Annotated in this window: 25 protein-coding genes and 1 pseudogene; 14 read left to right on the top strand and 12 right to left on the bottom strand. The window is 72.1% G+C overall.

Annotated features, from left to right (window positions below; genetic code table 11):
• Window positions 1-269: 269 nt before the first annotated feature.
• Complete coding sequence (locus tag ACTWO6_RS17105) at window positions 270-1,256, bottom strand: serine hydrolase domain-containing protein (RefSeq protein ID WP_446214823.1); 987 nt, start codon at window positions 1,254-1,256, stop codon at window positions 270-272.
• A gap of 325 nt (window positions 1,257-1,581) precedes the next feature.
• Between ACTWO6_RS17105 and ACTWO6_RS17100 the strand changes: the two genes are divergently transcribed.
• The 5 genes from ACTWO6_RS17100 to ACTWO6_RS17080 all read left to right on the top strand — a co-directional run bounded on the left by ACTWO6_RS17100 (window position 1,582) and on the right by ACTWO6_RS17080 (window position 4,992).
• Window positions 1,582-2,115 (top strand): GNAT family N-acetyltransferase, encoded by a 534-nt coding sequence (locus tag ACTWO6_RS17100; RefSeq protein ID WP_446220688.1) that lies wholly within the window; start codon window positions 1,582-1,584, stop codon window positions 2,113-2,115.
• Window positions 2,116-2,699: 584 nt separating this feature from the next.
• Window positions 2,700-3,389 (top strand): hypothetical protein, encoded by a 690-nt coding sequence (locus tag ACTWO6_RS17095; RefSeq protein WP_446214822.1) that lies wholly within the window; start codon window positions 2,700-2,702, stop codon window positions 3,387-3,389.
• Window positions 3,390-3,536: 147 nt separating this feature from the next.
• Window positions 3,537-3,701, top strand: coding sequence for a VOC family protein (locus tag ACTWO6_RS17090; protein WP_446214821.1), 165 nt, complete (start codon window positions 3,537-3,539; stop codon window positions 3,699-3,701).
• Window positions 3,702-3,799: 98 nt separating this feature from the next.
• Entirely contained in the window at window positions 3,800-4,429 is a 630-nt protein-coding gene (locus ACTWO6_RS17085; protein ID WP_446214820.1) for a VOC family protein, read from the top strand.
• A gap of 179 nt (window positions 4,430-4,608) precedes the next feature.
• Window positions 4,609-4,992, top strand: a complete 384-nt coding sequence (locus ACTWO6_RS17080; protein ID WP_446214819.1) for a VOC family protein — start codon at window positions 4,609-4,611, stop codon at window positions 4,990-4,992.
• 306 nt (window positions 4,993-5,298) lie between these two features.
• Here the strand turns inward: ACTWO6_RS17080 and ACTWO6_RS17075 are convergent, their stop codons facing one another.
• Window positions 5,299-5,916, bottom strand: coding sequence for a recombinase family protein (locus tag ACTWO6_RS17075; protein ID WP_446214818.1), 618 nt, complete (start codon window positions 5,914-5,916; stop codon window positions 5,299-5,301).
• 550 nt (window positions 5,917-6,466) lie between these two features.
• Here ACTWO6_RS17075 and ACTWO6_RS17070 point away from each other — a divergent pair.
• Window positions 6,467-7,033, top strand: coding sequence for a maleylpyruvate isomerase N-terminal domain-containing protein (locus tag ACTWO6_RS17070; RefSeq protein WP_446220687.1), 567 nt, complete (start codon window positions 6,467-6,469; stop codon window positions 7,031-7,033).
• A gap of 97 nt (window positions 7,034-7,130) precedes the next feature.
• On the opposite strand, the gene ACTWO6_RS17065 is transcribed toward ACTWO6_RS17070, so the two are convergent.
• On the bottom strand, window positions 7,131-7,526 hold the full coding sequence (locus tag ACTWO6_RS17065; protein WP_446214817.1) for a VOC family protein: 396 nt from the start codon (window positions 7,524-7,526) through the stop codon (window positions 7,131-7,133).
• A 13-nt stretch (window positions 7,527-7,539) separates the two neighbouring features.
• Window positions 7,540-8,313 carry an arsenate reductase/protein-tyrosine-phosphatase family protein gene (locus ACTWO6_RS17060; protein WP_446214816.1) on the bottom strand — a complete coding sequence of 258 codons (774 nt, stop codon included), beginning with the start codon at window positions 8,311-8,313 and terminating at the stop codon, window positions 7,540-7,542.
• Between the two features lie 194 nt (window positions 8,314-8,507).
• Here ACTWO6_RS17060 and ACTWO6_RS17055 point away from each other — a divergent pair, with 194 nt between their 5' ends.
• The gene (locus ACTWO6_RS17055) at window positions 8,508-8,645 is read left to right on the top strand and encodes a hypothetical protein (protein ID WP_446214815.1); all 138 of its coding nucleotides are present in this window, start codon (window positions 8,508-8,510) and stop codon (window positions 8,643-8,645) included.
• Between the two features lie 14 nt (window positions 8,646-8,659).
• On the opposite strand, the gene ACTWO6_RS17050 is transcribed toward ACTWO6_RS17055, so the two are convergent.
• Window positions 8,660-9,145: a DnaJ family domain-containing protein gene (locus ACTWO6_RS17050; protein WP_446214814.1), complete on the bottom strand. Its 486-nt coding sequence runs from the start codon at window positions 9,143-9,145 to the stop codon at window positions 8,660-8,662.
• Between the two features lie 155 nt (window positions 9,146-9,300).
• On the opposite strand from ACTWO6_RS17050, the gene ACTWO6_RS17045 reads away from it, so the two are divergent.
• The 3 genes from ACTWO6_RS17045 to ACTWO6_RS17035 all read left to right on the top strand — a co-directional run bounded on the left by ACTWO6_RS17045 (window position 9,301) and on the right by ACTWO6_RS17035 (window position 10,780).
• Window positions 9,301-9,774: a YkvA family protein gene (locus tag ACTWO6_RS17045; protein WP_446214813.1), complete on the top strand. Its 474-nt coding sequence runs from the start codon at window positions 9,301-9,303 to the stop codon at window positions 9,772-9,774.
• Between the two features lie 7 nt (window positions 9,775-9,781).
• A complete protein-coding gene (locus tag ACTWO6_RS17040) occupies window positions 9,782-10,498 on the top strand; it encodes a sulfite exporter TauE/SafE family protein (protein WP_446214812.1) in 717 nt (238 codons plus the stop codon).
• 114 nt (window positions 10,499-10,612) lie between these two features.
• A complete protein-coding gene (locus ACTWO6_RS17035) occupies window positions 10,613-10,780 on the top strand; it encodes a hypothetical protein (protein WP_446214811.1) in 168 nt (55 codons plus the stop codon).
• Between the two features lie 40 nt (window positions 10,781-10,820).
• Here ACTWO6_RS17035 and ACTWO6_RS17030 read toward each other — a convergent pair whose 3' ends face one another.
• Window positions 10,821-11,369, bottom strand: a complete 549-nt coding sequence (locus tag ACTWO6_RS17030) for a GNAT family N-acetyltransferase (protein ID WP_446214810.1) — start codon at window positions 11,367-11,369, stop codon at window positions 10,821-10,823.
• A gap of 207 nt (window positions 11,370-11,576) precedes the next feature.
• The gene (locus ACTWO6_RS17025; protein ID WP_446214809.1) at window positions 11,577-12,554 is read right to left on the bottom strand and encodes an ABC transporter permease; all 978 of its coding nucleotides are present in this window, start codon (window positions 12,552-12,554) and stop codon (window positions 11,577-11,579) included.
• 275 nt (window positions 12,555-12,829) lie between these two features.
• Here ACTWO6_RS17025 and ACTWO6_RS17020 point away from each other — a divergent pair.
• Window positions 12,830-12,928 (top strand): annotated as a pseudogene (locus ACTWO6_RS17020) (LysE family translocator); the annotation flags it as partial.
• Window positions 12,929-13,015: 87 nt separating this feature from the next.
• On the opposite strand, the gene ACTWO6_RS17015 reads toward ACTWO6_RS17020, so the two are convergent.
• On the bottom strand, window positions 13,016-13,525 hold the full coding sequence (locus ACTWO6_RS17015) for an NUDIX hydrolase (RefSeq protein WP_446214808.1): 510 nt from the start codon (window positions 13,523-13,525) through the stop codon (window positions 13,016-13,018).
• 258 nt (window positions 13,526-13,783) lie between these two features.
• Between ACTWO6_RS17015 and ACTWO6_RS17010 the strand changes: the two genes are divergently transcribed.
• Together ACTWO6_RS17010 and ACTWO6_RS17005 are read left to right on the top strand one after the other, a co-directional pair.
• The gene (locus ACTWO6_RS17010; RefSeq protein ID WP_446214807.1) at window positions 13,784-14,932 is read left to right on the top strand and encodes a hypothetical protein; all 1,149 of its coding nucleotides are present in this window, start codon (window positions 13,784-13,786) and stop codon (window positions 14,930-14,932) included.
• 244 nt (window positions 14,933-15,176) lie between these two features.
• On the top strand, window positions 15,177-15,767 hold the full coding sequence (locus ACTWO6_RS17005; RefSeq protein ID WP_446214806.1) for a pyridoxamine 5'-phosphate oxidase family protein: 591 nt from the start codon (window positions 15,177-15,179) through the stop codon (window positions 15,765-15,767).
• 12 nt (window positions 15,768-15,779) lie between these two features.
• Here the strand turns inward: ACTWO6_RS17005 and ACTWO6_RS17000 are convergent, their stop codons facing one another.
• Window positions 15,780-17,261, bottom strand: a complete 1,482-nt coding sequence (locus ACTWO6_RS17000) for a peptide MFS transporter (RefSeq protein WP_446214805.1) — start codon at window positions 17,259-17,261, stop codon at window positions 15,780-15,782.
• Window positions 17,262-17,480: 219 nt separating this feature from the next.
• Between ACTWO6_RS17000 and ACTWO6_RS16995 the strand changes: the two genes are divergently transcribed.
• Window positions 17,481-17,822, top strand: a complete 342-nt coding sequence (locus ACTWO6_RS16995) for an RNA polymerase-binding protein RbpA (protein WP_007460094.1) — start codon at window positions 17,481-17,483, stop codon at window positions 17,820-17,822.
• A gap of 66 nt (window positions 17,823-17,888) precedes the next feature.
• Here ACTWO6_RS16995 and ACTWO6_RS16990 read toward each other — a convergent pair whose 3' ends face one another.
• Genes ACTWO6_RS16990 through lnt form a run of 3 tightly spaced genes read right to left on the bottom strand, consistent with a single transcriptional unit; the run spans window position 17,889 to window position 20,921 of the window.
• Entirely contained in the window at window positions 17,889-18,413 is a 525-nt protein-coding gene (locus tag ACTWO6_RS16990; protein WP_446214804.1) for an FxsA family protein, read from the bottom strand.
• Between the two features lie 59 nt (window positions 18,414-18,472).
• A complete protein-coding gene (locus ACTWO6_RS16985; protein WP_446214803.1) occupies window positions 18,473-19,276 on the bottom strand; it encodes a polyprenol monophosphomannose synthase in 804 nt (267 codons plus the stop codon).
• Window positions 19,277-19,316: 40 nt separating this feature from the next.
• On the bottom strand, window positions 19,317-20,921 hold the full coding sequence (gene lnt, locus ACTWO6_RS16980; protein WP_446220686.1) for an apolipoprotein N-acyltransferase: 1,605 nt from the start codon (window positions 20,919-20,921) through the stop codon (window positions 19,317-19,319).
• Window positions 20,922-20,946 lie beyond the last annotated feature (25 nt).

Genomic DNA, 20,946 nt, shown 5'->3' with positions numbered 1-20,946 from the left:
GGTATGGCTCGTCGCGTTCGCGGCCAGCGGGCGACGCCGTTGCCTTGGCATGATCGGGTGCGCACATCTGCCGCTGATCGCGCGGTGATGCCGATGAGAGGACGTCGTTCGACGTGTGGCGCGGATTTTCTTTCTGCTGGTACCGGACTGTCTCAACCGCATCTGCCGAGTGGCTTCTTCGGAGATGGTCGTACTTTCCAACGCGGCGGGCGGGCTCGACAGTCGACGTCCAGTTGCACGCCGACCATTGGCCGGCCTGCCGTGCGCCGTTACCTCGTCGCGGGGAAGATGACTTGCTCCAGCAGCGTCACCGGGGTCCGCCACTGGTCGGGGTTGTCGTAGTTGCCGGCGGTGATGGCCACGCTGAGGTCAAGGTCAGGCAGGACGATAAGGCGTTGGCCGCCGTTGCCCATGCCGGCCACCAGTCGATGGCCCGCGATGGTCTCGAGGTACCAGTGGTAGCCGTATCGAGCGCCCCAGTCGGTATGCAGGCGGGGCTGGAGCATCGCGCGGATCCAGCTGGCGGGGACGATCTGGCGACCGTCCCACGCTCCCTCCGCAAGCACCAGCTCGCCGAGCCTGGCCAGGTCGCGCGGTGCGAGCCGCAGCCCGGACGCGGCGGAGGCCACCCCGTCCGCGCCGGCCATCCATTCGAAGCTGTGGATGCCCAGCGGCTCGAACAGCGCCGCTCGGCCATACTGCGGCAGCGGCCGCCCAGTCCCGTCGGCGATCAGCCGGCCGAGCAGCGCCGTGGCGCCTCCGCAGTAGCTCCACCGGGCACCGGGTGGCTGCAAGATCGGCCGCTCCAGCACGTACCGGTACCGGTCCGGCGCCAGTTCCATCGCGATCTCGGCGTTTGCCGGGCTGTTGTACGGGATGTCTTCGCGCCATTCCAGCCCCAGCGACATCATCAGCGCATGCTCGACGGTGAGCCGGGCCCGTTCGGGATCGGCCGCCAGATCGGAGTACTCCCGGAACTGGCGCAGCAGCGGCTCTGCGGGGTGCGGGACCCGGCCCTCGCCGAGCGCGATGCCATACAGCAAAGCGGTCACGCTCTTGGTAACCGACCGCACGTCATGCAACGTCTCGGGCCCAAACTCCACGGTGCCCAGCGAAGTGCCCCAGGCGAAGTCCTCACCTGCGCCGTAGTACTCCAGCAGAGTCTGGCCACCGCGGACCGCCACGGCGGCGTGCAGGCCGTCCACCCGACCGGCCTGCAGCGTCTCGACCAGGAGGTCACGCAACTGGGTCGTCATGTCGCACTCCGTGGGCAGGGCAATGCTGTGCCTACGGAATAGCACGCACGTCATGGACTGGGAAGCGCAATTTCAGCCAGACCCACCGGCAGAACCATGCCGGACCAGCGAGGCGCATAGGCGCCGATTCGCGCGCTTCCGCCGCGATCAGGGCGCCGGCTCACCAGTCGCTGAACGACCGGATCTGCCGAGATGAGCGCACTGGATCTTGTGAGATTGCCGCCCGCCACGAGGATGGGAACCCAGGGGCCGGCCTGTCGGACACCTTCAAGTGCACTGATACGGTGATCACCGGAATGGCGTGATCAGGATGGAGAAGGAAGACATGCCGGTTACCCGTCTAGCTTCGGTGGCGGACGCCGAGGCGTTGACCGAACAGCTACGGTCGAACCGGGACTTTCTCGCCCCGTGGATGCCGGCCCGCGATGACAGCTTCTTCTCTGTGGACGCCCAGCGCGCCAACTTGGCCGATGCGCTTGACGCGTACGGCCGGGGAACGGCGGTCCCGCTCGTCATCCTCGACGACGATGGGCAGCTGATCGGTCTGCTCAACCTCAACGGCATCACTCGGGGCGCGTTCCAGTCCGCCAGCCTCGGTTACTGGGTGAGCAGCTCGCACAACGGTCGAGGATTCGCCGTAGCCGCTGTGGCCGATGCGGTCGTCATCGCGTTCGAGGAGCTCCGTCTGCATCGGCTCCAAGCAGAGACCTTGCTGCACAACACGGCGTCGCAGCGGGTACTGACACGGAACGGGTTCAAGCCGTTCGCGGTGGGACCGGCGTACCTGCAGATCGCCGGCGAGTGGCAGGACCATCTCCTCTACCACCTGTTGAACGAACGTTGGCAAGCAACAGTTTGAGCGCCAAGTCGACGGCTTCGTGCAGGGCCGTGTGGAGTGTGGCCGGGCTGGTCGAGCGGGACCTGTAGGGCGGTGCTCACGGTGCCGATGAAGGCTCCAGTCAGCGCGGCCGCGCAGGCCTGCGAGGCGGCCGGCCATGCCGTCGCTGGCGTCGCCCGCCGTGGGTAGCGCTCGCAGCAGTACGTCGTCGGCCCTTCGCCCGCGCGGCGGGAGGCGATGGCCTCGACCGTCGCGCGCACCCGCGCGTCGCTCTCCGGGAACAGCGACTCCCCGTTGCTGACGAAGTAGCTGAGAAATCGGGCAAACGCGTTTTCGACGCCACACCCGGTATCCGGATCTGCCGCCGACCGGGCGTCACGGTGCGACGGACGCTGGGCGGTGCTCGGCGCGCGGTCGTGCGAATTGAGTGCACTCCAGTGGCGAGTCCAACAGGTTCGGCCCGCGGGCAGTGGGCCTGAGCCGGGAGTGTGCCTCTCGTGCCAGGTTTCGGCTGCTGATGCTGCGGCGGCCGTCACGCGGCTCCTCGACGCGGGATGCCTGGCGTGGTTGATGCGGCCGAACGGGTTTGGCGATAGAACTGGACGGTGACTCTCACCTTCTGCTCGGACTTGGCGGCCGCCGACTGGATCGTCCACACCACCCTGCCGTGGCAGCAGCTGGTGTGCTTCGGCCCTGCCGGCTTGGACGCCTACGCGCGGCTTCGGCTCTTGCCTGATCCGGTACGCCCGGGCCAAAGCGAGAACGACGTGGAGGCCGAGGACTGGCGCACAGATCAGCTGCCGAGGCTGTTCGAGCTACTGGCGGCCTGCACCACCACCCCGGACGACTGCTACTTCTGTGTCTGGGAAGGCTTCGCCAACGCCGGGCCTGTCACCGACGACGATGCCGCGTACGCGGGCGTCGACAACTTGGAGGACCAGATCGGGCGGGCAGCCGCCCGGCCGGGACTGGCACCGACGTCCGGTGCCTCGCCCTCAGTCCTGCAGGCGCCGAAGGTGGAGGTGCCCCACCGCGCGTATTGGCTGTTCCGTGGGCCACTGGCCGAGATCGGCACGTGGGACACCGCCGAGGCGTGGCCGGGGCAGTGCCGGCTCGATGCGGTGGAACCGGCGTTCGTCTGGCCTGCCGATCACGCCTGGTGCGTTGCCCTGGACGTCGATCCGCACTGGGCCGGGATCGGTGGCGGTGCGCTGCTGGTCAACCAGCTCATCGCTGACCCGCTCCTCGACGTGGTCTCTGCCGATCCCACCATGGAGCAGCCGTTGTATCGGTGAAAAGAAGCGGTTCCAGTCGCCGTTGCACCCTGGATGCCCCGAAGAAAGGCATGCCGCAGCGAGGTCTGCATGCGCGGATCTGCCGCTGATCGCTCGCTACGGGAAGTAACAGCGAACGAGTGGTCGGTGCCCGAACTGCCGAGATGAGTGCACCGATCGCCCCGACCGGCAGTTCGCGCCCGACTGATCCGGCAACGGGTGCCGAAGTTGGTCGCCGCGGGCGCGAGGGTCGTCCGTGACGAGTGGTATGGCGACGTCCTTGGTCATGTCGTCATGCAAGACACCGAGGGCAACAAGTTCTGTGTCGCCTGATGCCGGATCGACGCCACATCGCGGGATGATCTCGTCCGGGAGAACGAGGTCGCCGTTGGCTGGGCGTCCGTCTTGCCTTCGATGTTAGGTTCGCCTGCATGACTGGACAGATCACGGCTGGGCAGTTCCACGCGGCCGACGGTGTCGAGGACTGGCGCTGCCTCTACCATGTGGTCTCGGCCTATTTCCCGACCGGCTCGTTGGACAAAGGCATCGAGCTCGTCGCTGAGATCGGCCGGCTCGCCGACGAGCACGAACAGCAGTACCTCACTATCGACCTGCGTCGCGCCGGCGTTACCGTGAGCCTGGGAGTGCGCCACATCGCGCTGGCCCGGCGGATATCGGCCGCGGCCAAGCAACTGGACATCCCGGCCGACCCGAGCGCCGTGCAGCTCATCAACGTCACCCTTGACGCGCTCGTCGGTGCGGATGTGCTGCCGTTCTGGCGAGCGCTGCTCGGTTATCGCCAGCTCGGCGAGGACTACCTGTTCGACCCAGCGCGTCGCGGCCCCGGCTTCGGTTTGCAGCACATGGATGCGGCGCGCCCACAACGCAACCGCCTGCACCTCGATGTCGCCGTCCCACACGATCAGGCTGAGGCCCGCATCGCCGCCGCCTTGGCTGCGGGCGGCCGCCTAGTCTCCGACGCGCACGCGCCGATGTGGTGGATCCTGGCCGACGCCGAGGGCAATGAGGCCTGCGTCGCCACCTGGGTCGGACGCGAATAAGGGACCCACTCCGGGCAGCAAAGACTAATGGCGCACCGCTACCCCTTCCGCGCCGACGGGCGAACCGAGCATCCGCTTCTGCCGCGATCCGCGCGCTACACAGGGTTACGTGACCGCTCGCGGCTCGCGGGTACGGATCTGCCGATGACAGCAGGTCGCAGCCCCCGTACGTTGGCGCCATGGCGACTTTTTGGACCTTGGGATGCGATGCCGACCATCCGCAGCGGATCGCTGCTTTCTGGGCGCTGGCCCTCGGCTATGTCAAGGAATCCGGTTTCGACGAGCCCGATAACGCGTCCATCGTCGACCCGGATGGCCGGGGCCCCGCCATTAGTTTCCTGAAGGTGCCCGAGGGCAAGTCCAGCAAGAATCGCATGCATATCGATGTTCGGGTGGCCGGTCCAGGCCCCTGGGACATGGTCGAGCGCGCCCGACTGATCCGGCAGAAAGTCCCCGAGTTGGTCGCCGCCGGCGCGACGGTGATCCGCGAGGAGTGGTACGGCGACGTGCTCGGCCACGTCGTCATGGAGGACCCCGAGGGCAACGAGTTCTGCGTCGCTTGATGCCACGGCCACTGCCGCGTTTCGGTATCCGGATCTACCGCGATGCGCGTGGCGGCTCCGGCACCAAGACAGTCACCCTCAGTTATCACGATCTTGGGCTCGGCTCTGACAGCGAGCGTCGTTGAAATTGATGGCCCGATCGAACGGCAGGGCTGGGTGGCATCTGCCGCCGTGCTGGGCACCAGCCGCTGGAACAGGTAGGTGACGGGTCTACCGCTAACCTGAACCGCCGCGTCGCTGTCCGTGGCCGCCACGGCTCGCCGCCCGTGGCCTGCCGGTCTCAGGTTTTGAGTCGGCAGAAAGGGATCACGTTGTCGGGAACGCCTGCGAAGTCTTCAGCAGACGGTCGTCCTCGGCCAGGTCGGGCGTGGGCCGGGTGTCGGCGCGAAGTGCGGCGATCTGCGCGGCGAGGCGATGCTGCGCCAGCTGCGGCGGGAGCAGCTCGGGCAGCGCTTTGTAGATCGTGCTGCGGGACACGCCGACGAGCTTGGCGATCGCGCTGATCGAGCGGTCCGGCTCTGCGAGCAGTTGGCGGGCGTAGGCGAGTTTCTCGGGGGTCATCGCCGGCGGCCGGCCGAGTCGTTGCCCGCGGGCGCGGGCGGCGGCCAGGCCTTCGTTGGTGTTCGCCACGATGATGGTGCGGATGAACTCGGCCAGGGCAGCGAAGATGTGGAAGACGAACATGCCGCCGGCGGTGGTGGTGTCCAGCTTCTCGTGCAGCGACAGGAATCCCACGCCCTGGCGCTTGAGCCGGCCGACGATCGCGATGAGGTCTTCCAGGGAGCGGCCGAGACGATCGAGGGACACCACGGTCAGGGCGTCGCCGGGGCGGACGTAGTCGAACATGCGGGCCAGCTCCGGCCGGTCGGCGTTCTTGCCCGAGGCCTTGTCGAAGAAGCAACGCGCGCAGCCGGCCGCGGTCAACGCCGTCTCCTGGCGAGCGAGGTTCTGCTCCCGGGTCGACACCCGGCCGTAGCCAACGAGCGCCCCGGACAACGGGGCCGGCGCGAGCGGATCGTCCGGAGCGGAGGTGGAAGTGGTCATGCGGGTTCAGGGTGTCCGACAAACCCGTGATCGGCTTGTTGGACACTCCGACTTTCTGGACGGGTTTGTTGGACAGCCCTGACCGGCAGGCGGGGCCCTGCCTTGATCTTGTCTAGGAAACGATCGTTTCGAACCACCGAAGATCGGTGACGCGCGCGCTGAAGGACGGTGTCGTCCCTACTGAACGCCTGCGTCACCGGCCAATGAAGAGCGGCTGGCGTTCAACAGCGAGCACGAGGCGGGCCAGGTGGCGTCGCATTTCCGCGCCAACACCAGCCTGAGTCCTTACGCACAAGAACTGTCATTATGGTGCAGTGGCGTTATGTGCCTTATGTCGGATCGGGTTGCCGGATTACTGGTATTGCTTATTCGTTAATCACTCGAGTCGACGGTGGGAGGGTTTCCTGGCAGGGTCGGCGACATGGTGGGGATGGACGGGGCGGATGTCCGGGCGGCGGCGGACGAGATGACCCGGGTGCTGCACCCGGCGTGCGAGCAGGACTGGTCGGTCGCCGCCGGAGACCTGGACTGGTCCTGCTGGACCACCGCCGCCCACGTCGCGCACGACCTGCTCGCCTACGCCGGCCAGGTGACCGGCCGCCCCGACGCCCGTTACCTGCCGTTCGACCTGCGGGTGAGCGACGACGCCACCCCGGCGGACGTGCTCACCGTGGTCACCGCGAGCGCGGGGCTGCTCGCCGCCGCGGTCGACACCGCTCCCCCGCAGACCCGCGCCTGGCACTGGGGACCCTGCGACCCGGGCGGGTTCGCCGCGATGGGCGTCGCCGAGACTGTCCTGCACACGTACGACATCACCTGCGGCCTCGGTGTGACCTGGCGGCCGCCGCCACAGCTCTGCGCCGGGGTGCTGCGCCGGCTCTTCCCCGAGGCGCCCACCGGCGACGCGCCGGAGGTGCTGCTCTGGATGACCGGCCGGGCCGCGCTCGGCGACCGACCCCGGCGCACGAGCTGGAGCTGGCAGGCGGCGATCCGCTGACCGGTGAGCCCCGGCCCGTCGTGCCCGGGTTCAGGCGATCTCGACGACGATTCCGCCGGCCGTGCGGCCGGCGGCGAGGCGGCGCTGTGTCCTCTGATCAGGGTGTGGCCGGCCGGTGGGCGGGTTGGAACAGTTCGATGAGGTTGCCGGCGGGGTCGGTGAGCAGGATTTGGCGTCCGCCGGGGCCGGCAACCACGTCGCTGCGAAACGACAGTCCTGTGCTGCGCAGTCGGTCGATCTCGGCATCCAGGTCGTCGACGATCAGATGGACGCGGTTGCGTCCGGCGGTGGTGGCGTCGTCGGGGGTGGCGCGGGCGCCCGAGCTGGCTGGCCCGGACAGCAGCAGCCGCAGCGGGCCGCGTACCACGTCGGCGAAGGCGGGCGCGGCGCTGGTGTTCAGGGTGAAGCCGAGATGGGTGGTGTAGAAGTCGACGGCCGTCTGGACGTCATCAACGAGGTAGCGGACGCTGGCGTACTGGTCGGGTGCTGTCACGGCTGAATCTCCTTCAAGCGCGGGTGACGGTGAGGACCGGCAGCAGGTGTCTGATGCGGGTGTCGATGTCGGCCGCGGTGTGCTGGAAGGCGGGGTAGCTGGCCTGGTCGGTGTCGCCGGCCGTGGTGGGGTCGGGGATGCTCCAGTGCACCCGCCGGGGATGGTCCGGAAAGTCAGGGCAGGCCTCGCGGGCCTTGTCGCACAGGCTGATCACGTAGTCGAGCCGGCGGCCGGTCACCGTGTCCAAGTGCCGGGGGCGCTGGCCGGTGATGTTGATGCCGAACTCGTCGTGCAGCACCCGTACGGCGTTGGGATGAAGGCGGGGCCTGGGCCGGCTGCCGGCGCTGGTCACCTCGACCTGGCCGCCGGTGCGGTGGCGTAGCAGGGCGTCGGCGATCGGTGAGCGGGCGCTGTTGCCGGTGCACACGAACAGCACGCCGACGCGGGGCGAGCGCCGCAGGTCCACCGGGGGTATGCGCGGTGCAGGCTCCCGGCGCAGTGCCGGGTGCAGCGCGGCGCCGGTATCGGCCAGCGCAACTGTGCAGCGGTCCAGATCCAGGTGGTAGTAGCTGTCGCGGCCGTCGAAGCTGCTGCGCGTGGCGGTGACCAGCCCGCCGTCACGCAGCAGCCGCAGGTGGTACGAGACCAGGTTCTGCGGCTCACCCACCAGCGTCACCAACTCCCGGACCCGGTAGTCGCTGTCCGCGAGTTCGGTCAGCAGCCGCCATCGCAGCGGATGGGCGGCCAAGCGCACAAACGCCGGGGTGGCTTGATTCGACGACGCCACGAACAGCAGATTACATCAAACCCATTTGATGAAGTAGCCGCGTGTTGAGGAGGTGGACGGTGGCGTCCGAGCCGCAGCCCCGTGACGTACCGGGGATCGGACCAGGCCACGCGAGCCGCCACGGGCCACTTGGCGCGGCGGTTGGGCACCGCCAAATGCGGTGGTCATCGGGCTGGGATCGATGATCGGAGCCGGTGTGTTCGCCGCGTTCGGTCCGGCGGCTCGCCGACCTGCCCGCCATCGGCTGCCGCCGGCAGGCGTCGCCGCCCGAGATCGTCTCCTTCGCGCGCACCGCGCAGCGCGTCGCGACCGACCGGGAGCGGCTCGGCTGACTCGCGGTGCGGCGTCAACGACGCCGCCACGGCAGGCGCCAGCGCCGCCGCCGGGCGTTCGGCGCCGCGCGCGGCGGCTCCGCCGCGGCCGCGGCCACCGGTGGGGCCGCCCTCCGCTCCCGGTCGGCCCGCCACCGGCGTACGGTGTCGTCGGCGTTGACCGGTCGCACCACCACCTTCGGGCCGGTGGGCGTCCGCAGCCAGGCCACGATCTGCGCGTTCAGGTCGGCGACGAAGGCGCGCACCGACTCCTCCGTGGGCAGGTCCCGCACCTCGTCGGGGACCTGCTCGACGCGGCGGCGCAGCTGCAACGGGGTCGGCAGCAGCAGGTCGGTGGGGAGCGCCTCGCGCTCCAGGAAACTCTTGATCCACCACGACTCGTCGTACGGCAGGTCCCGGCCCGGGATCGGCTTGCCCGTCCCGGGCAGGTTGTCGAACTCGCCGCGCTCCTGAGCCGTGCGGATCTGCGCCTCGACCGCCGCCTCCCAGCCAGTCGTCACCGCCGTCACCTCCCGCGTCCACGGTATCCGCTCTCCGTGGAGGGTTTCAGCGCCGGCGGGCGGCCGGGCATTCCCCGCCGTGCCGTGCGCCGGGCGGGTCCGGGCGGCCCGGCGTACATTCCTCGGTGGCCCGTTTCCGGCGAAAGGACCCCCGCGTGCGCGACTGGCTGATCTGGCTCGGCGTGGCGCTGGCCTGTCTGCTGGCGAGCTGGGCCCTGCTGGTGCTGCTCGCCCGGCGCCTCCCGCCGGGCATCCTGCGCGACCTGGCCGCGTTCATCCCCGACTGCCTGACCACGGTGCGCCGGCTGCGCCGGGACCCGCGGGTGCCCCGCCGCGCCAAGATCGCCATCGTCGTCGCGGGCCTCTGGCTGGCCAGCCCGATCGACCTGATCCCCGAGTTCCTGCCGGTCATCGGCCCGCTCGACGACATCGTCGTGGTCGCCCTGGCCCTGCGGTACGCCGGCCGGCAGGTACCCCGGCAGGTGCTGCTCGACGCCTGGCCGGGTGAGCCGCGTCTGCTGCTGCGCCTGCTCGGCCCGGCGCCCGCCGACCCGACCGACGAGCCGACCGACGGACCGGCCGACGGGCCGCACCGGGGGTCGGCCGGCGCCGCGCCGGTCGACCGCTGAGACGCCGGTGGGCACGCTGCTGGCCGCCTCGGCGGCGGCGTTCCTGCTGGCCCTGCTGTCGGCGGTGACCGGCTTCGGCGGCGGCGTGCTGCTGCTGCCGGTCTTCACCGCACTGTTCGGCCTACGGGTGGCGGTGCCGGTGCTCACCCTCACCCAGCTCGCCAGCAACGGCGCCCGGGTCTGGCTGAACCGCCGGGAGCTGTGCTGGCCCCTCGCCGGCCGGTTCGCCGCCGGGGCGGTGCCCTTCGCGGTGACCGGCGCGCTGCTGCTCGCCCACGCCCCGCTGGCCGCGCTGAAGCGGCTGCTCGGGGTCTTCCTGCTCGCCGTGGTGGTGTGGCGGCGCATCGGAGCGCGGCCGGCGCGCCCCACCGAGCGCACCTTCGTGGCGGTCGGCGCGGCGTCCGGGCTCGGGTCCGCGCTGCTGGGCTCGGTCGGCCCGCTGACCGCCCCGTTCTTCCTGGCCTATGGCCTCACCCGAGCCGCGTACGTGGGCACCGAGGCCGCCGCCGCGCTCAGCCTGCACCTGGCCAAGACCGTCGGGTACGCCACCGCCGGCCTGATCGGGCGGGACGTCCTGGTGCTGGGCGCGGCGCTCACCCCGGCCACCCTGGCTGGCGCGTGGGCGGGCCGCCGGGTCGTCGGCCGGATCAGCGACCGGGTCTTCATCGTCCTCGTCGAGGCCGGGCTGGTCGTCGCAGCGGTGCTCCTGCTCGCCGGCCGGTGACCGCCTCGCCGAACCCCTGCCACGGCCGCCCGACGGGCCTAGGGTGGGTGGCAGAAGGCTGACCTGAGCAGGCAGAACCGTTCACGGTCGGTGCGGCATCCGGGAGGAGTGGACGTGACAGATCCGGAAGAAAACCGCGAGAAGAGCCACAAGACCGACGACGTGCTCTTCTCCACCGACGGGGATCCCCACCACCACCTGGAGCAGGCACCGCAACCGGACGAGCACCTACCCGTCCAGTTCATGCACGACGGGGAGACCGAGACCGTCGGCGAGGAGTGAGCGCCGGCGTCGGCGCGAGCCGGCGGACGGGGCGGCGGGGTCAGCCCCGCCAGCGCACGTGCCGGTGCCCGTCGCGGGGGAACGGCGGCCGGGCCGGCAGCACCTCCTGGAAGACGTACCCGCTCTTCTCCGCCACCCGGCAGGAGGCGGCGTTGTCCACCTGGTGCAGCAGCTCCAGCCGGGTCAGCCCGCCGGCGGCGAACCGGGCGAACGCCCACTCGGTGACGGCGGCGACCGCGCGGGGCGCCACCCCCCGCCCGCGGGCCGGAGCCGCGGTCCAGTAGCCCACCTCGGCGTAGGGCCGCCCGGGGGTGATCTCCTTGAGGATCACGTTCGCCACCAGCCGCGGCCCCTCGGGCGACGGCTCGACCACCGCGAAGCTGAACCGGCGGCCGGCCGACCAGCCCTGCCGGCTGCGGCGCAGGAACGCGCGGGCGTCGGCGGGGGTGCTGACCGGGTACCGGGTCCAGCTGCGCAGCACCGGGTCCCGGTAGGCCGCCAGCAGGTCGTCGACGTCGTCGTCCCGCCACGGCCGCAGCAGCAGACCGGGCGCGGTGGGGGTGGGCGCGGCGCGTAGCTCGATCGACACCCCGGTAGTGTCGCCCGCCATCGCGGCCCTGGCGAGACTCTTCCGCGCCGGAATGTCGGTCCTTCGCTGGTAGCCCTTCGGCGACGACGTCGACACCCGACTGACCTTCAGGCTGATCCTCTGCCTGGACGTCGATATTTTCGTCGGCCTCGTCGAGACCCGGCTGGTCGCCGCGGCGGCGCTCCTCCGCGCCGGGTGGTGAGCAGATCAGCGCAGTTTCGGGTCGAGGGCCTCGCGGACCGCTTCGCCGAGCATCACGAAGCTGAGCACGGCGGCGACGAGGAACGCGGCGGGGAAGAAGAGCAGGTGGGGCGAGACCCGGATGTAGTTCTGGGCCTCACTGATCATGATGCCCCACGACACGACGGGGGTCTTCAGCCCGATGCCCAGGAAGGACAGGGTGGCCTCGGCGCCGATGAACGACCCGACCATGATCGTCCCGTACACCAGCAGCGGCGCGAGGCAGTTCGGCAGCAGGTGCTTGAGGATGATCCGGCTCGTGCTGGCGCCCAGCGCGCGGGCGGCGAGGATGTAGTCGGCCTCCTTGGTGGCCAGCACGGACGAGCGCATCAGTCGCATCACCACCGGCCACATGAGGACCACCAGCGAGAGGATGACCAGCCCCATGATCTGCCACTCGTTGTTGTCGCTGCCGGAGCCGTTGAAGGTGGTCAGGATGACGATCGCGCCGAGCACGAAGGGCAGGCCGAAGAAGATGTCCGCGATGCGGGAGAGCAGACCGTCGATCCAGCCGCCCTGGTAGCCGGCGACGATGCCCATCGCGCCGCCGATCAGCAGGGTGCCCATGGTGGACAGCAGCGCCACGAGGATCGAGGCGCGGGCGCCGTAGATCGTCCGGGCGTACACGTCGCGGCCCTGCACGTCGTAGCCGAACCAGGCGGCCGCCGACGGCTCCTCCCGGCTACGCGCCAGGGAGCCGTTCACCGGGTCGCCGGAGGTGAACAGCCACGGGAACGCCGCCATCAGCACGAAGACCAGGATGAACGCGGCGGAGATCCAGAACAGCGGCTTGCGGCGCAGGTCACGCCACGCGTCGCCGAGCAGGCCACGGGGCTTGTGCTGCGCTCGCGCGGACTCCGGCGGGCCGGCGGTCGGCGTCCCGATCTCGCTCGGCTGCTCGGGACGGGGGGTGCTGACAATGGAAGCGGCACTCGGGTCACTCATAGCGGATCCTCCGGTGCAGGCCGGTGGCGGACGGCTCCACCAGCAGGTTCGTCGGGAGACAGCCGAGCATCAGGGGCCGACCACGATGGACACACCGTAACCGTCCGGCCAGCGCTGCGTGTACCCCCCTGTCCAAGGCCGGACGAATCCGACGAAAGCGGCGCGTCAGGTGCGCCGCCGCACGTGCCGGTGCCCCTCCTCAGGGCGGTCGGCGACGCCTATCCGGTCGGGCTCGGGCTGTGGCTCGGGGGCGTAGGGTGCGGAAGGAAGAACCCTGGCTGCGGGCGCAGCGCTGGGTGATGGGCACGGTGCTGGCCGGGCTTGCCGTACGGATCGCCGCCGACCGGTCCCGGGCGGCGCTGGTCACCCCGTGACCGCGGGCCGCCGGGCCGGCCCGCTCGGCGGTTGACGGCGAATACCCGCCCCTGACCGGTGAGTCGACCGTGGAGCGCCGCGCCCGGTCAGAGCGCGTCCGGTTGGCCCAGCGCCGGGTGCCGCTCGCCGGGGCGGGCGTGCCAGGTGGGGGCGTCCTCCCGCAGGGTGGTGTCGATCCGCAGCCGGGACCAGTCGTCCAGCTCGGGCAGATCGTCGGGGTCGAACCAGCCGACCTCGGTGGACTCGTCGCCGTCGGCCGTCGGGGTGCCGCCGACCGGCCGGCAGCGGAACCACACGTTGAGGTACTCGCAGGCGTCGCCGTTGGGGTAGACGACCGGGTGGGTGGCGACCCCGCCGACCCGCTCGATCTCGACGCGTACCCCGGTCTCCTCCAGGACCTCCCGCAGCACGGCGTCCGCCGGCTGCTCGCCCGGGTCGATGACGCCGGCCGGCAACGACCAGCGGCCGTTGTCGCCGCGCCGGGCCAGCAGCACCCGCCCGGCGTCGTCGCGCACTACGGCGCTGACCCCCGGCAGCAGGAGCAGGTCGGTACCGATGTGCTTGCGCATCTGGACGACGTACGGGGAGACGGCCACGCCGCACCCTAACGTCCGGCCTCTCGGTGCCGCCAGACCATCCCCGCCGCGAGGGGGCGGCATCCAGGTCACCGGCGGCGATCCGGCGGGCGACGGTACGCCGCACCAGCCGGTCGGCCAGCGCGGGCGCGTGCCGGGCCACGGCCAGCTCCAGCCGGCCCCGGCCGCGCGGTGCTGCTGCACCGCCGCTACACCCTCGACGGCGCGGCGCGCGCCGAGGGCTGACCCGAGTGGGCGCACCACTAGACTTCGCCCTCGATGAACGCCCAGCCCGCCCCCGACACCCGTCCCTGCGCCCACTGTGGGCGGGAGGTGCCGCAACGCGCCGGCGCGGGCCGGCCGTTCCGGTACTGCCGGGACAACGACGGCGCCTGCCAGCGGGCCTCGCGCAACTCCCGGATGCGCCACCGCACCGCCCCGGGCCTGCCCGGCCAGGTCGCCCGCACCTGGGAGGCGGTGGACCGGCTGGACCAGATCGTGGAGACCCTCACCGAGGCGCTGCACGCGGAGCTCTCCCCCGCCGGCGTCGAGCGGCAGCTCGCGCAGCTGCGCGCCGAGGCGGCCGCCCAGGCGGCGGCCGCGCACACCGAGCGGGACGAGGCCCGCCGCGAGGCCGAGGACGCGGCCGCGGCGGCGGTCCGGGCCCGTCAGGAGGCCCGCGCGGCGGTCGCCGACCGGGACGCGGCCCGCGAGCGGGCGGACCGGGCCGTCGAGGAGGCGACCCGCGCCGCCGGTCGGGTGGCACAGGCCGAGTCGGGCCGGGACGAGGCCCGGCGGGAGGCCAGCGCGGCGCAGGCGCTGCGGGTGCAGGCCGAACGGGACCGCGACGCCGCCCGCGGCGAGCTGCGTACCCTCCGGTCGGAGCTGGAGGGTGAGCGCCGCCGCCTGACCGACCTGACCGCCGAGCGGGACGCCGCGCGGGGCGACGCCGAGCGGGCCACCCGCTCGGCCGGCGAGGCCCTGGAGCGGGCCGAGCGGCTGCGCGCGGACGCGACGAAGGCCCGTACCGAGGCCACGCAGGCCCGCACGGAGGCCGAGGCCGCGCGGGCCGAGGCCGCCCGGGCGCAGGCGGCCGCCGCCGAGGCCGACCGGGCCCGCCAGCAGGCGGACGACGCCCGGGACCGGTCCGAGGCAGCGCGGCAGGAGGCCGGCGCGGCGGCCGCCGCCGCCCGCGCGGAGCTGGCCGGCCGGACGGCCGAGCGGGACGGCCTGTCGGCCGACCTGGTCGCCGCGCGCGACGCCGCCGCGTCGGTCGAGGCCCGGCTCGCGGAGCTGACGGTACGGCTGCGCTCCGCCGAGGCCGACCGGGACCTGGCCCAGCGGCGGGCCGCGCAGCTCGCCGACCAGGTCAGCGACCTGGCCGGCGCCCTCGCCCGGCTCAGCTCACGCCAACCGGACAACGCCTGACATCCGCGCCGGCGACCGCGCCAAATCACCTGGACCTATCTGGTCGACGAGTCGGGCGCCCGGACCGTCGCCCGCCGCGACGCGGTCGGGCACGGCATCGCGGCCCCGGCGCTGGCGACCCTGGCCGACTGGCTGCGCGACCGGGTCGCGCTGCCTGCCTGACCCACCGGGGGTGACCGCCCGCACGCCACCGCAGGCTGGGACGGGACAGCGGAACGCCCCCGTCGGCGGCGATGATGTTGAGGTGGGAAAGACGTACGAACGCATCGACGGCCGGCTGCGCACCTTCATCGAGGAGCAGCCGATGTTCTTCACCGCCACCGCGCCGCTCTCCGGTGACGGCACGGTCAACCTCTCCCCCAAGGGTCTGCGTGGCTCCTTCGCCGTCGTCGACGACCGGACGGTCGCCTACCTGGACTTCGCCGGCTCCAACGCCGAGACGATCGCCCACCTGCGGGAGAACGGCCGGATCACGCTGATGTGGTGCGCGTTCTCCGGCCCGCCGAACATCGTGCGGGTGCACGGCCGGGGCGAGCCGGTGTTCCGCGACGATCCCCGCTGGGCCGACCTGGTCCGGCTCTTCCCCGACATCGATGCCGGCGAGCACGGCCTGCGCGCGATCATCCTGGTGCGGGCCGAGCTGATCCGCGACACCTGCGGCTACGCGGTGCCGCTGATGACCTACGACGCCGACCGGGACCTGCACGGCAAGCGTTTCGCCCGGGAGGACGACGCCTCGCTGAGCGCGTACTTCGCCGGGAAGGAGCACGTCGCCACGAGCATCGACGGGCTGCCCGGCCTGCCGCTGCCGCTGCCGCCGACCCCGGCGGCGTGACCGCCGGGCCGGTCAGTGGATGCCGGCCATCAGCTGCCGGATGTGCCGGGCGAACATCACCGCACCGAGCCCCAGCGCCACCGACGCCAGCCCGAAGGTAAGGAAGTACGTCGGCTCCGGCCACGTCTCGGCCAGCCGGGCCACCTGGCCACCGATCGCGTCGCCGACGGCGGTGGCGAGGAACCACAGGCCCATCATCTGGCTGGCGTACTTCACCGGGGCGAGCTTGGTGGTGGCCGACAGGCCCACCGGGCTCAGTGCGAGCTCACCGGCGACCTGGATGGCGTACACGGCCACCAGCCACCACGGGGAGACCAGGTCACCGCCGACGGCGGCCTGGGCGGCCGCGGCCATCAGCACGAACGACAGGCCGTTGAGCACCAGGCCGACGGCGAACTTCATCGGCGTGGAGACCCGGTGCCCGAGGCGCAGCCACAGCCACGCGGCCAGCGGCGCGCCGATGATGATCAGGATCGGGTTGACCGACTGGAGCCAGGACGCGGGGAAGGTGAACCCGAGCACGTCCCGGTCGGTCTTGTCGGCGGCGAAGATGTTCAGCACCGACCCCGCCTGGTCGTAGATCAGCCAGAACGCCGCGGCGAAGACGAACAGCCACAGGTACGCCTTCATCCGGCTGCGTTCGGTCCCGCTGATCTCCCGGTCGGTGAGGATCCGGGCGAAGTAGGCGATGGTCACCAGCACGGTGACGATGGTGAGCAGGTTCACCACGGTGTTGACGGTGAAGAGCCCGAACAGGGCGAGGACGGCGAGCACCACCAGCACCGCGACGGTGACCACCGCGATGCGGGTCAACGCGCGGCGGCGGTCCGCGCCGAGCAGCGGGTCGGCGGGCCGGGCGCCGGCCTCGCCGAGGTTGCGCCGGCCCAGGACGTACTGGAGCACGCCGAAGGTCATGCCGATCGCGGCGGCGCCGAAGCCCAGGTGCCAGTTGATCTTCTCGCCGAGGAAACCGGTGATCAGCGGCGCGATGAACGCCCCCAGGTTGATGCCCATGTAGAAGATGGAGAACCCGGCGTCGCGGCGCGGGGAGTCCCGGTCGTACAGATCGCCGACCATGGTCGAGATGTTGGGTTTGAGCAGCCCGGTGCCGAGCACGATCAGCGTCATGCCGGCGAAGACGCTCCACCGGGCGGGGATCGCCATCACGTAGTGGCCAGCCGCGATGACCACGCCGCCCCACAGCACGCTGCGCCGGGCCCCGATGAGGCGGTCGGCGACCCAGCCGCCGGGCAGCGCCATCAGGTAGACCATCGCGTTGTAGGTGCCGTACACGGCGTTGGCGGTGGACTCCCGAATGGCCAGCCCGTCGTCGGCGACCGCGGCGGTCAGGTAGAGCACCAGGATCGCCCGCATGCCGTAGAAGCTGAACCGCTCCCACATCTCGGTGAGGAACAGGGTCGACAGCGCCCGCGGGTGACCGAAGAAGGTCTTCCCGCCGGGCGGTCGGGCGTCGACCGGCGCGTCACTGGTCATCGTCACCTCCCGCACACCTGGGGCGGCTAACATCCCCGGTGACAGCGAAAACACTCCACCGTTTCAACCCGGCCCGGGGACGACCCCGCCGGGTTCAGGTCATGGCCAGCTACCCTTGCAGGGGTCGCGGGGCCGGATCACCCACCTGGGCGGGAATGCCCCGGTGGCGACGGACCGTTACACGAGAAGACCAGCACCACGAACGAGGGGAAGTCGATCATGGGCGAGCGTATGCTGCGCGGAAGCCGCCTGGGCGCGGTGAGCTACGAATCCGACCGCAACACCGAGCTCGCGCCGCGTCAGACCCGCGAGTACCTGTGCGCCAAGGGCCACCAGTTCGAGGTGCCGTTCGCCGTCGACGCCGAGGTCCCGACGACCTGGGAGTGCAAGTTCGACGGCAGCGTCGCGCGGCTGGTCGACGGCAACGAGCCGGAGCAGAAGAAGGCCAAGCCGCCGCGTACCCACTGGGACATGCTGCTGGAGCGTCGCTCCATCGCCGAGCTGGAGGACATCCTGGCCGAGCGGCTCCAGGAGGTCCGCACCCGCCGCGGCCGCGCCTGAGCGCACCACGAACCACCGAAGCGCCCCCGGGAAGGTTCTTCCCGGGGGCGCTTCGTCGTGTGTCGCTCAGGGGCGGCCGGGCTCGATGATCTCGCCCTCGATGGCCCGCCCGGGGTCCGTCACCGGCTGCTGCGGGGCGGTCGGGGTCGGCGCCGGCTGCGGGGCGCCGCGACGCACCCGGACCCGGCGGGGGCCGAACAGGTCACCGGCGACCATCGACGACACCCGGCGCTCGGCGGTACGTTGCACGCCGACCCGGGCGAGCCGGCGCACCGGCGGCACCAGCAGCAACAGCCCGACCAGGCCGCTGACCAGCCCGGGGGTCGCCAGCAGCAACGCCCCCACCAGCCCCACCAGCCCGTCGGTCACCTGCGGCCCCGGCGGCTGCCGGGACTCGACGGCGGCACGGAAACCCCGCCACGCGCGCATCCCCTCGCGGCGCAACAGCACCAGCCCGAGCAGGGACGCCGCGAACACCAGCAGCACCGCGGAACCGAACCCGATCCCCCGGCCCACCAGGACGAACACCGTCAGCTCCAGCACCGCGAGCAGCAGCAGGGCCGGCGGTACGAACCTCAGTCCTCGGCGCATCTCACCTCATCTGCCTGGGGCGGCCGACATCCGCCCTCTCCAGCATGACACGGCGTCGCTCAGGGCCAGCGGACCTGACCGTCGGCGGTGCCGTGCAGCCCCCGCCGCACAGCCGTGCGTCGGTCCTGCAACGCCCACCCGGTGATCCGCCACAGCGCCTCGGCCACGATCAGGGGGCTCATCTTGCTGTCGCCGTGCTCCCGCTCGGCGAAGGTGATCGGCACCTCCACGATCCGCACCCCGGCGCGGTGCGCCAGCCGGGACAGCTCCACCTGGAACGCGTACCCCTGCGAGCTGACCGACTCCAGGTCGATCGCCGCGAGCGCCGTCGACCGGTACACCCGGTAGCCGCCGGTGGCGTCGGCCACCGGCATGCCCAGCGCCAGCCGCGCGTACAGGTTGCCGCAGCGCGACAGCAGCAGCCGGCGCAGCGGCCAGTTCAGCACCTGCGCCCCGCACGTCCACCGGGAGCCGATCACCACGTCGGCGTCGCGGGCGGCGTCCAGCAGCGCCGGCAGGTCCTCCGGGGCGTGCGAGCCGTCGGCGTCCATCTCCACCACGGCGTCGTAGCCGCGCCGACGGGCCCAGGCGAAACCGGCCAGGTAGGCCGCGCCGAGCCCCTCCTTGCCCTCCCGATGCAGCACGTGCACCTGCGGGTCGGTCCGGGCCAGCGCGTCGGCGATCGCGCCGGTGCCGTCGGGGCTGTTGTCGTCGGCGACGAGGATCTCCACCGCGGGCGCGGCCTCGCGTACCCGCGCGACGATCCGGGAGACGTTGTCGGCCTCGTTGTAGGTGGGGATGACCACGAGTACCCGCCCCACCCCGGGATGGCCGACCGTCCGCGTGTCGGCTGCCTCGACCACCGCGTTACCGCCTTCCGCCGGCGTACCGGCACCCGTCGTCCTATCCGGGGGCGACCTCCCGGCGCCGGCGCAGCACCGCCGCGCCGGCCAGGGCCGCGACGGCGAGCGCCGCGAGGGCCACCTCGGGCCACACCCCCGCCCGGGTGGCCGGCGTACGACCATCCCCGAGCTGCATCTGCCGGACCACCACCGCCGCGGTGTTGAACCCGGTGGCGCCGGTTACCCGCCCGTCCGGGGTAACGAACCCGGACACTCCGACCGTGGAGGCCATCAACGCGGCACGGCCGTGCTCGACCGCCCGCAGCCGCACCATCGCCAACTGCTGGCGGGCCTCGGCCACGTCGAAGGTGGCGTTGTTGGTCTGCACCACCAGCAGCTGCGCGCCACCGGTGACGGTGTCCCGGACGATGCCGTCGTAGGCGACCTCGAAGCAGATCACGTCCCCGAGCACCGCCGGCCCGGAGTCGAGCACGCCGGGCTCGGTGCCCGCGACGAAGTCGGAGCGGATCCGGTCGACCTCGGAGCTGACCGCCCGGGCGATGGAGCGCAGCGGCACGTACTCGGCGAACGGCACCGGGTGCCGCTTGGTGTAGAGCTGCCCGAGGTCGGCGCCGCTGCCGGGGCGCCACAGCAGGCCGGCGTTGCGGACCTGCCCGGCGCCGGGGCCGAGCAGCACCGCGCCGACCAGGATCGGCGCGCCGATCGCATCGGCGGCCTGGGAGATCCGGTCCCCGGCGCCGGGGTTGCGCAGCGGGTCGATGTCGCTGGAGTTCTCCGGCCAGACCACCAGGTCGGGACGGGGCTGCGCCCCGGCGGCGACCTGCGCGGCGAGGGTCAGCGTGGCGTCGACGTGGTTGTTGAGCACGGCCTGGCGCTGGGCGTTGAAGTCCAGCCCGAGGCGGGGCACGTTGCCCTGCACGATGGCCACGGTGACGGTCTCGCCGCCGCCGCGTACGCCGACGGGCACCGCGGACCCGGCGCCGAGGACTACGGCCAGCGCGGCGAGCAGCCCGGCCACCGGCCGCCACTGCCCGGCCTGGTGCTGCCACGGCCGCCAGGCGAGGGCGACCAGCAGCCCGCCGGCCAGCGCGACCGCGAAGGTGACCAGCGGCGCCCCGCCGAGCGCGGCCAGCGGCAGCAGCGGGGAGGAGTCCTGGCTGAACGCCAGCCGCCCCCACGGGAACCCGCCGAAGGGGGTGCGGTCCCGCAGCGCCTCCTGCCCCACCCACAGCAGCCCGGTCAGCACCGGCCACGCCCACCGCCACCGGTCGACCAGCGGGGTCACCCAGGCGGTGGCCGCGCCGAGCAGCGCCAGGTAGCCGGCCTGCAGCAGGGACAGCAGCACCCACGGCAGGTAGCCGGTGTGCAGGTTCGTCCACTCCAGCAGCGGCGCGAACAGGGCCACCCCGGTGAGGAAGCCCAGCCCGGCGCCGGCGCGCAGCCGCCGCCGGTGGGCCACCGCGGCCAGCAGCGCCACGCCGACCGGCGCCAGCGGCCACACCCCGTACGGGGGGAACGCGGCCAGCAGCGCCAGCCCGGCCACGACCGCCAGCGGCACAGCCACCTTCAGCGGGAGCGGACGCCCGGCCCCGCCGTCGCGTGCCCCGTCGGTGGCACGCGTCTCTTCCCGGTCGAGCGTCGTCACCGGCACCTCACCACGATCACGCGCC

This window comes from Micromonospora sp. IBHARD004 (assembly GCF_052814115.1).
Note: the sequence above shows the minus strand (reverse complement) of the source record. Positions and strands in the feature narration are given on the sequence as shown.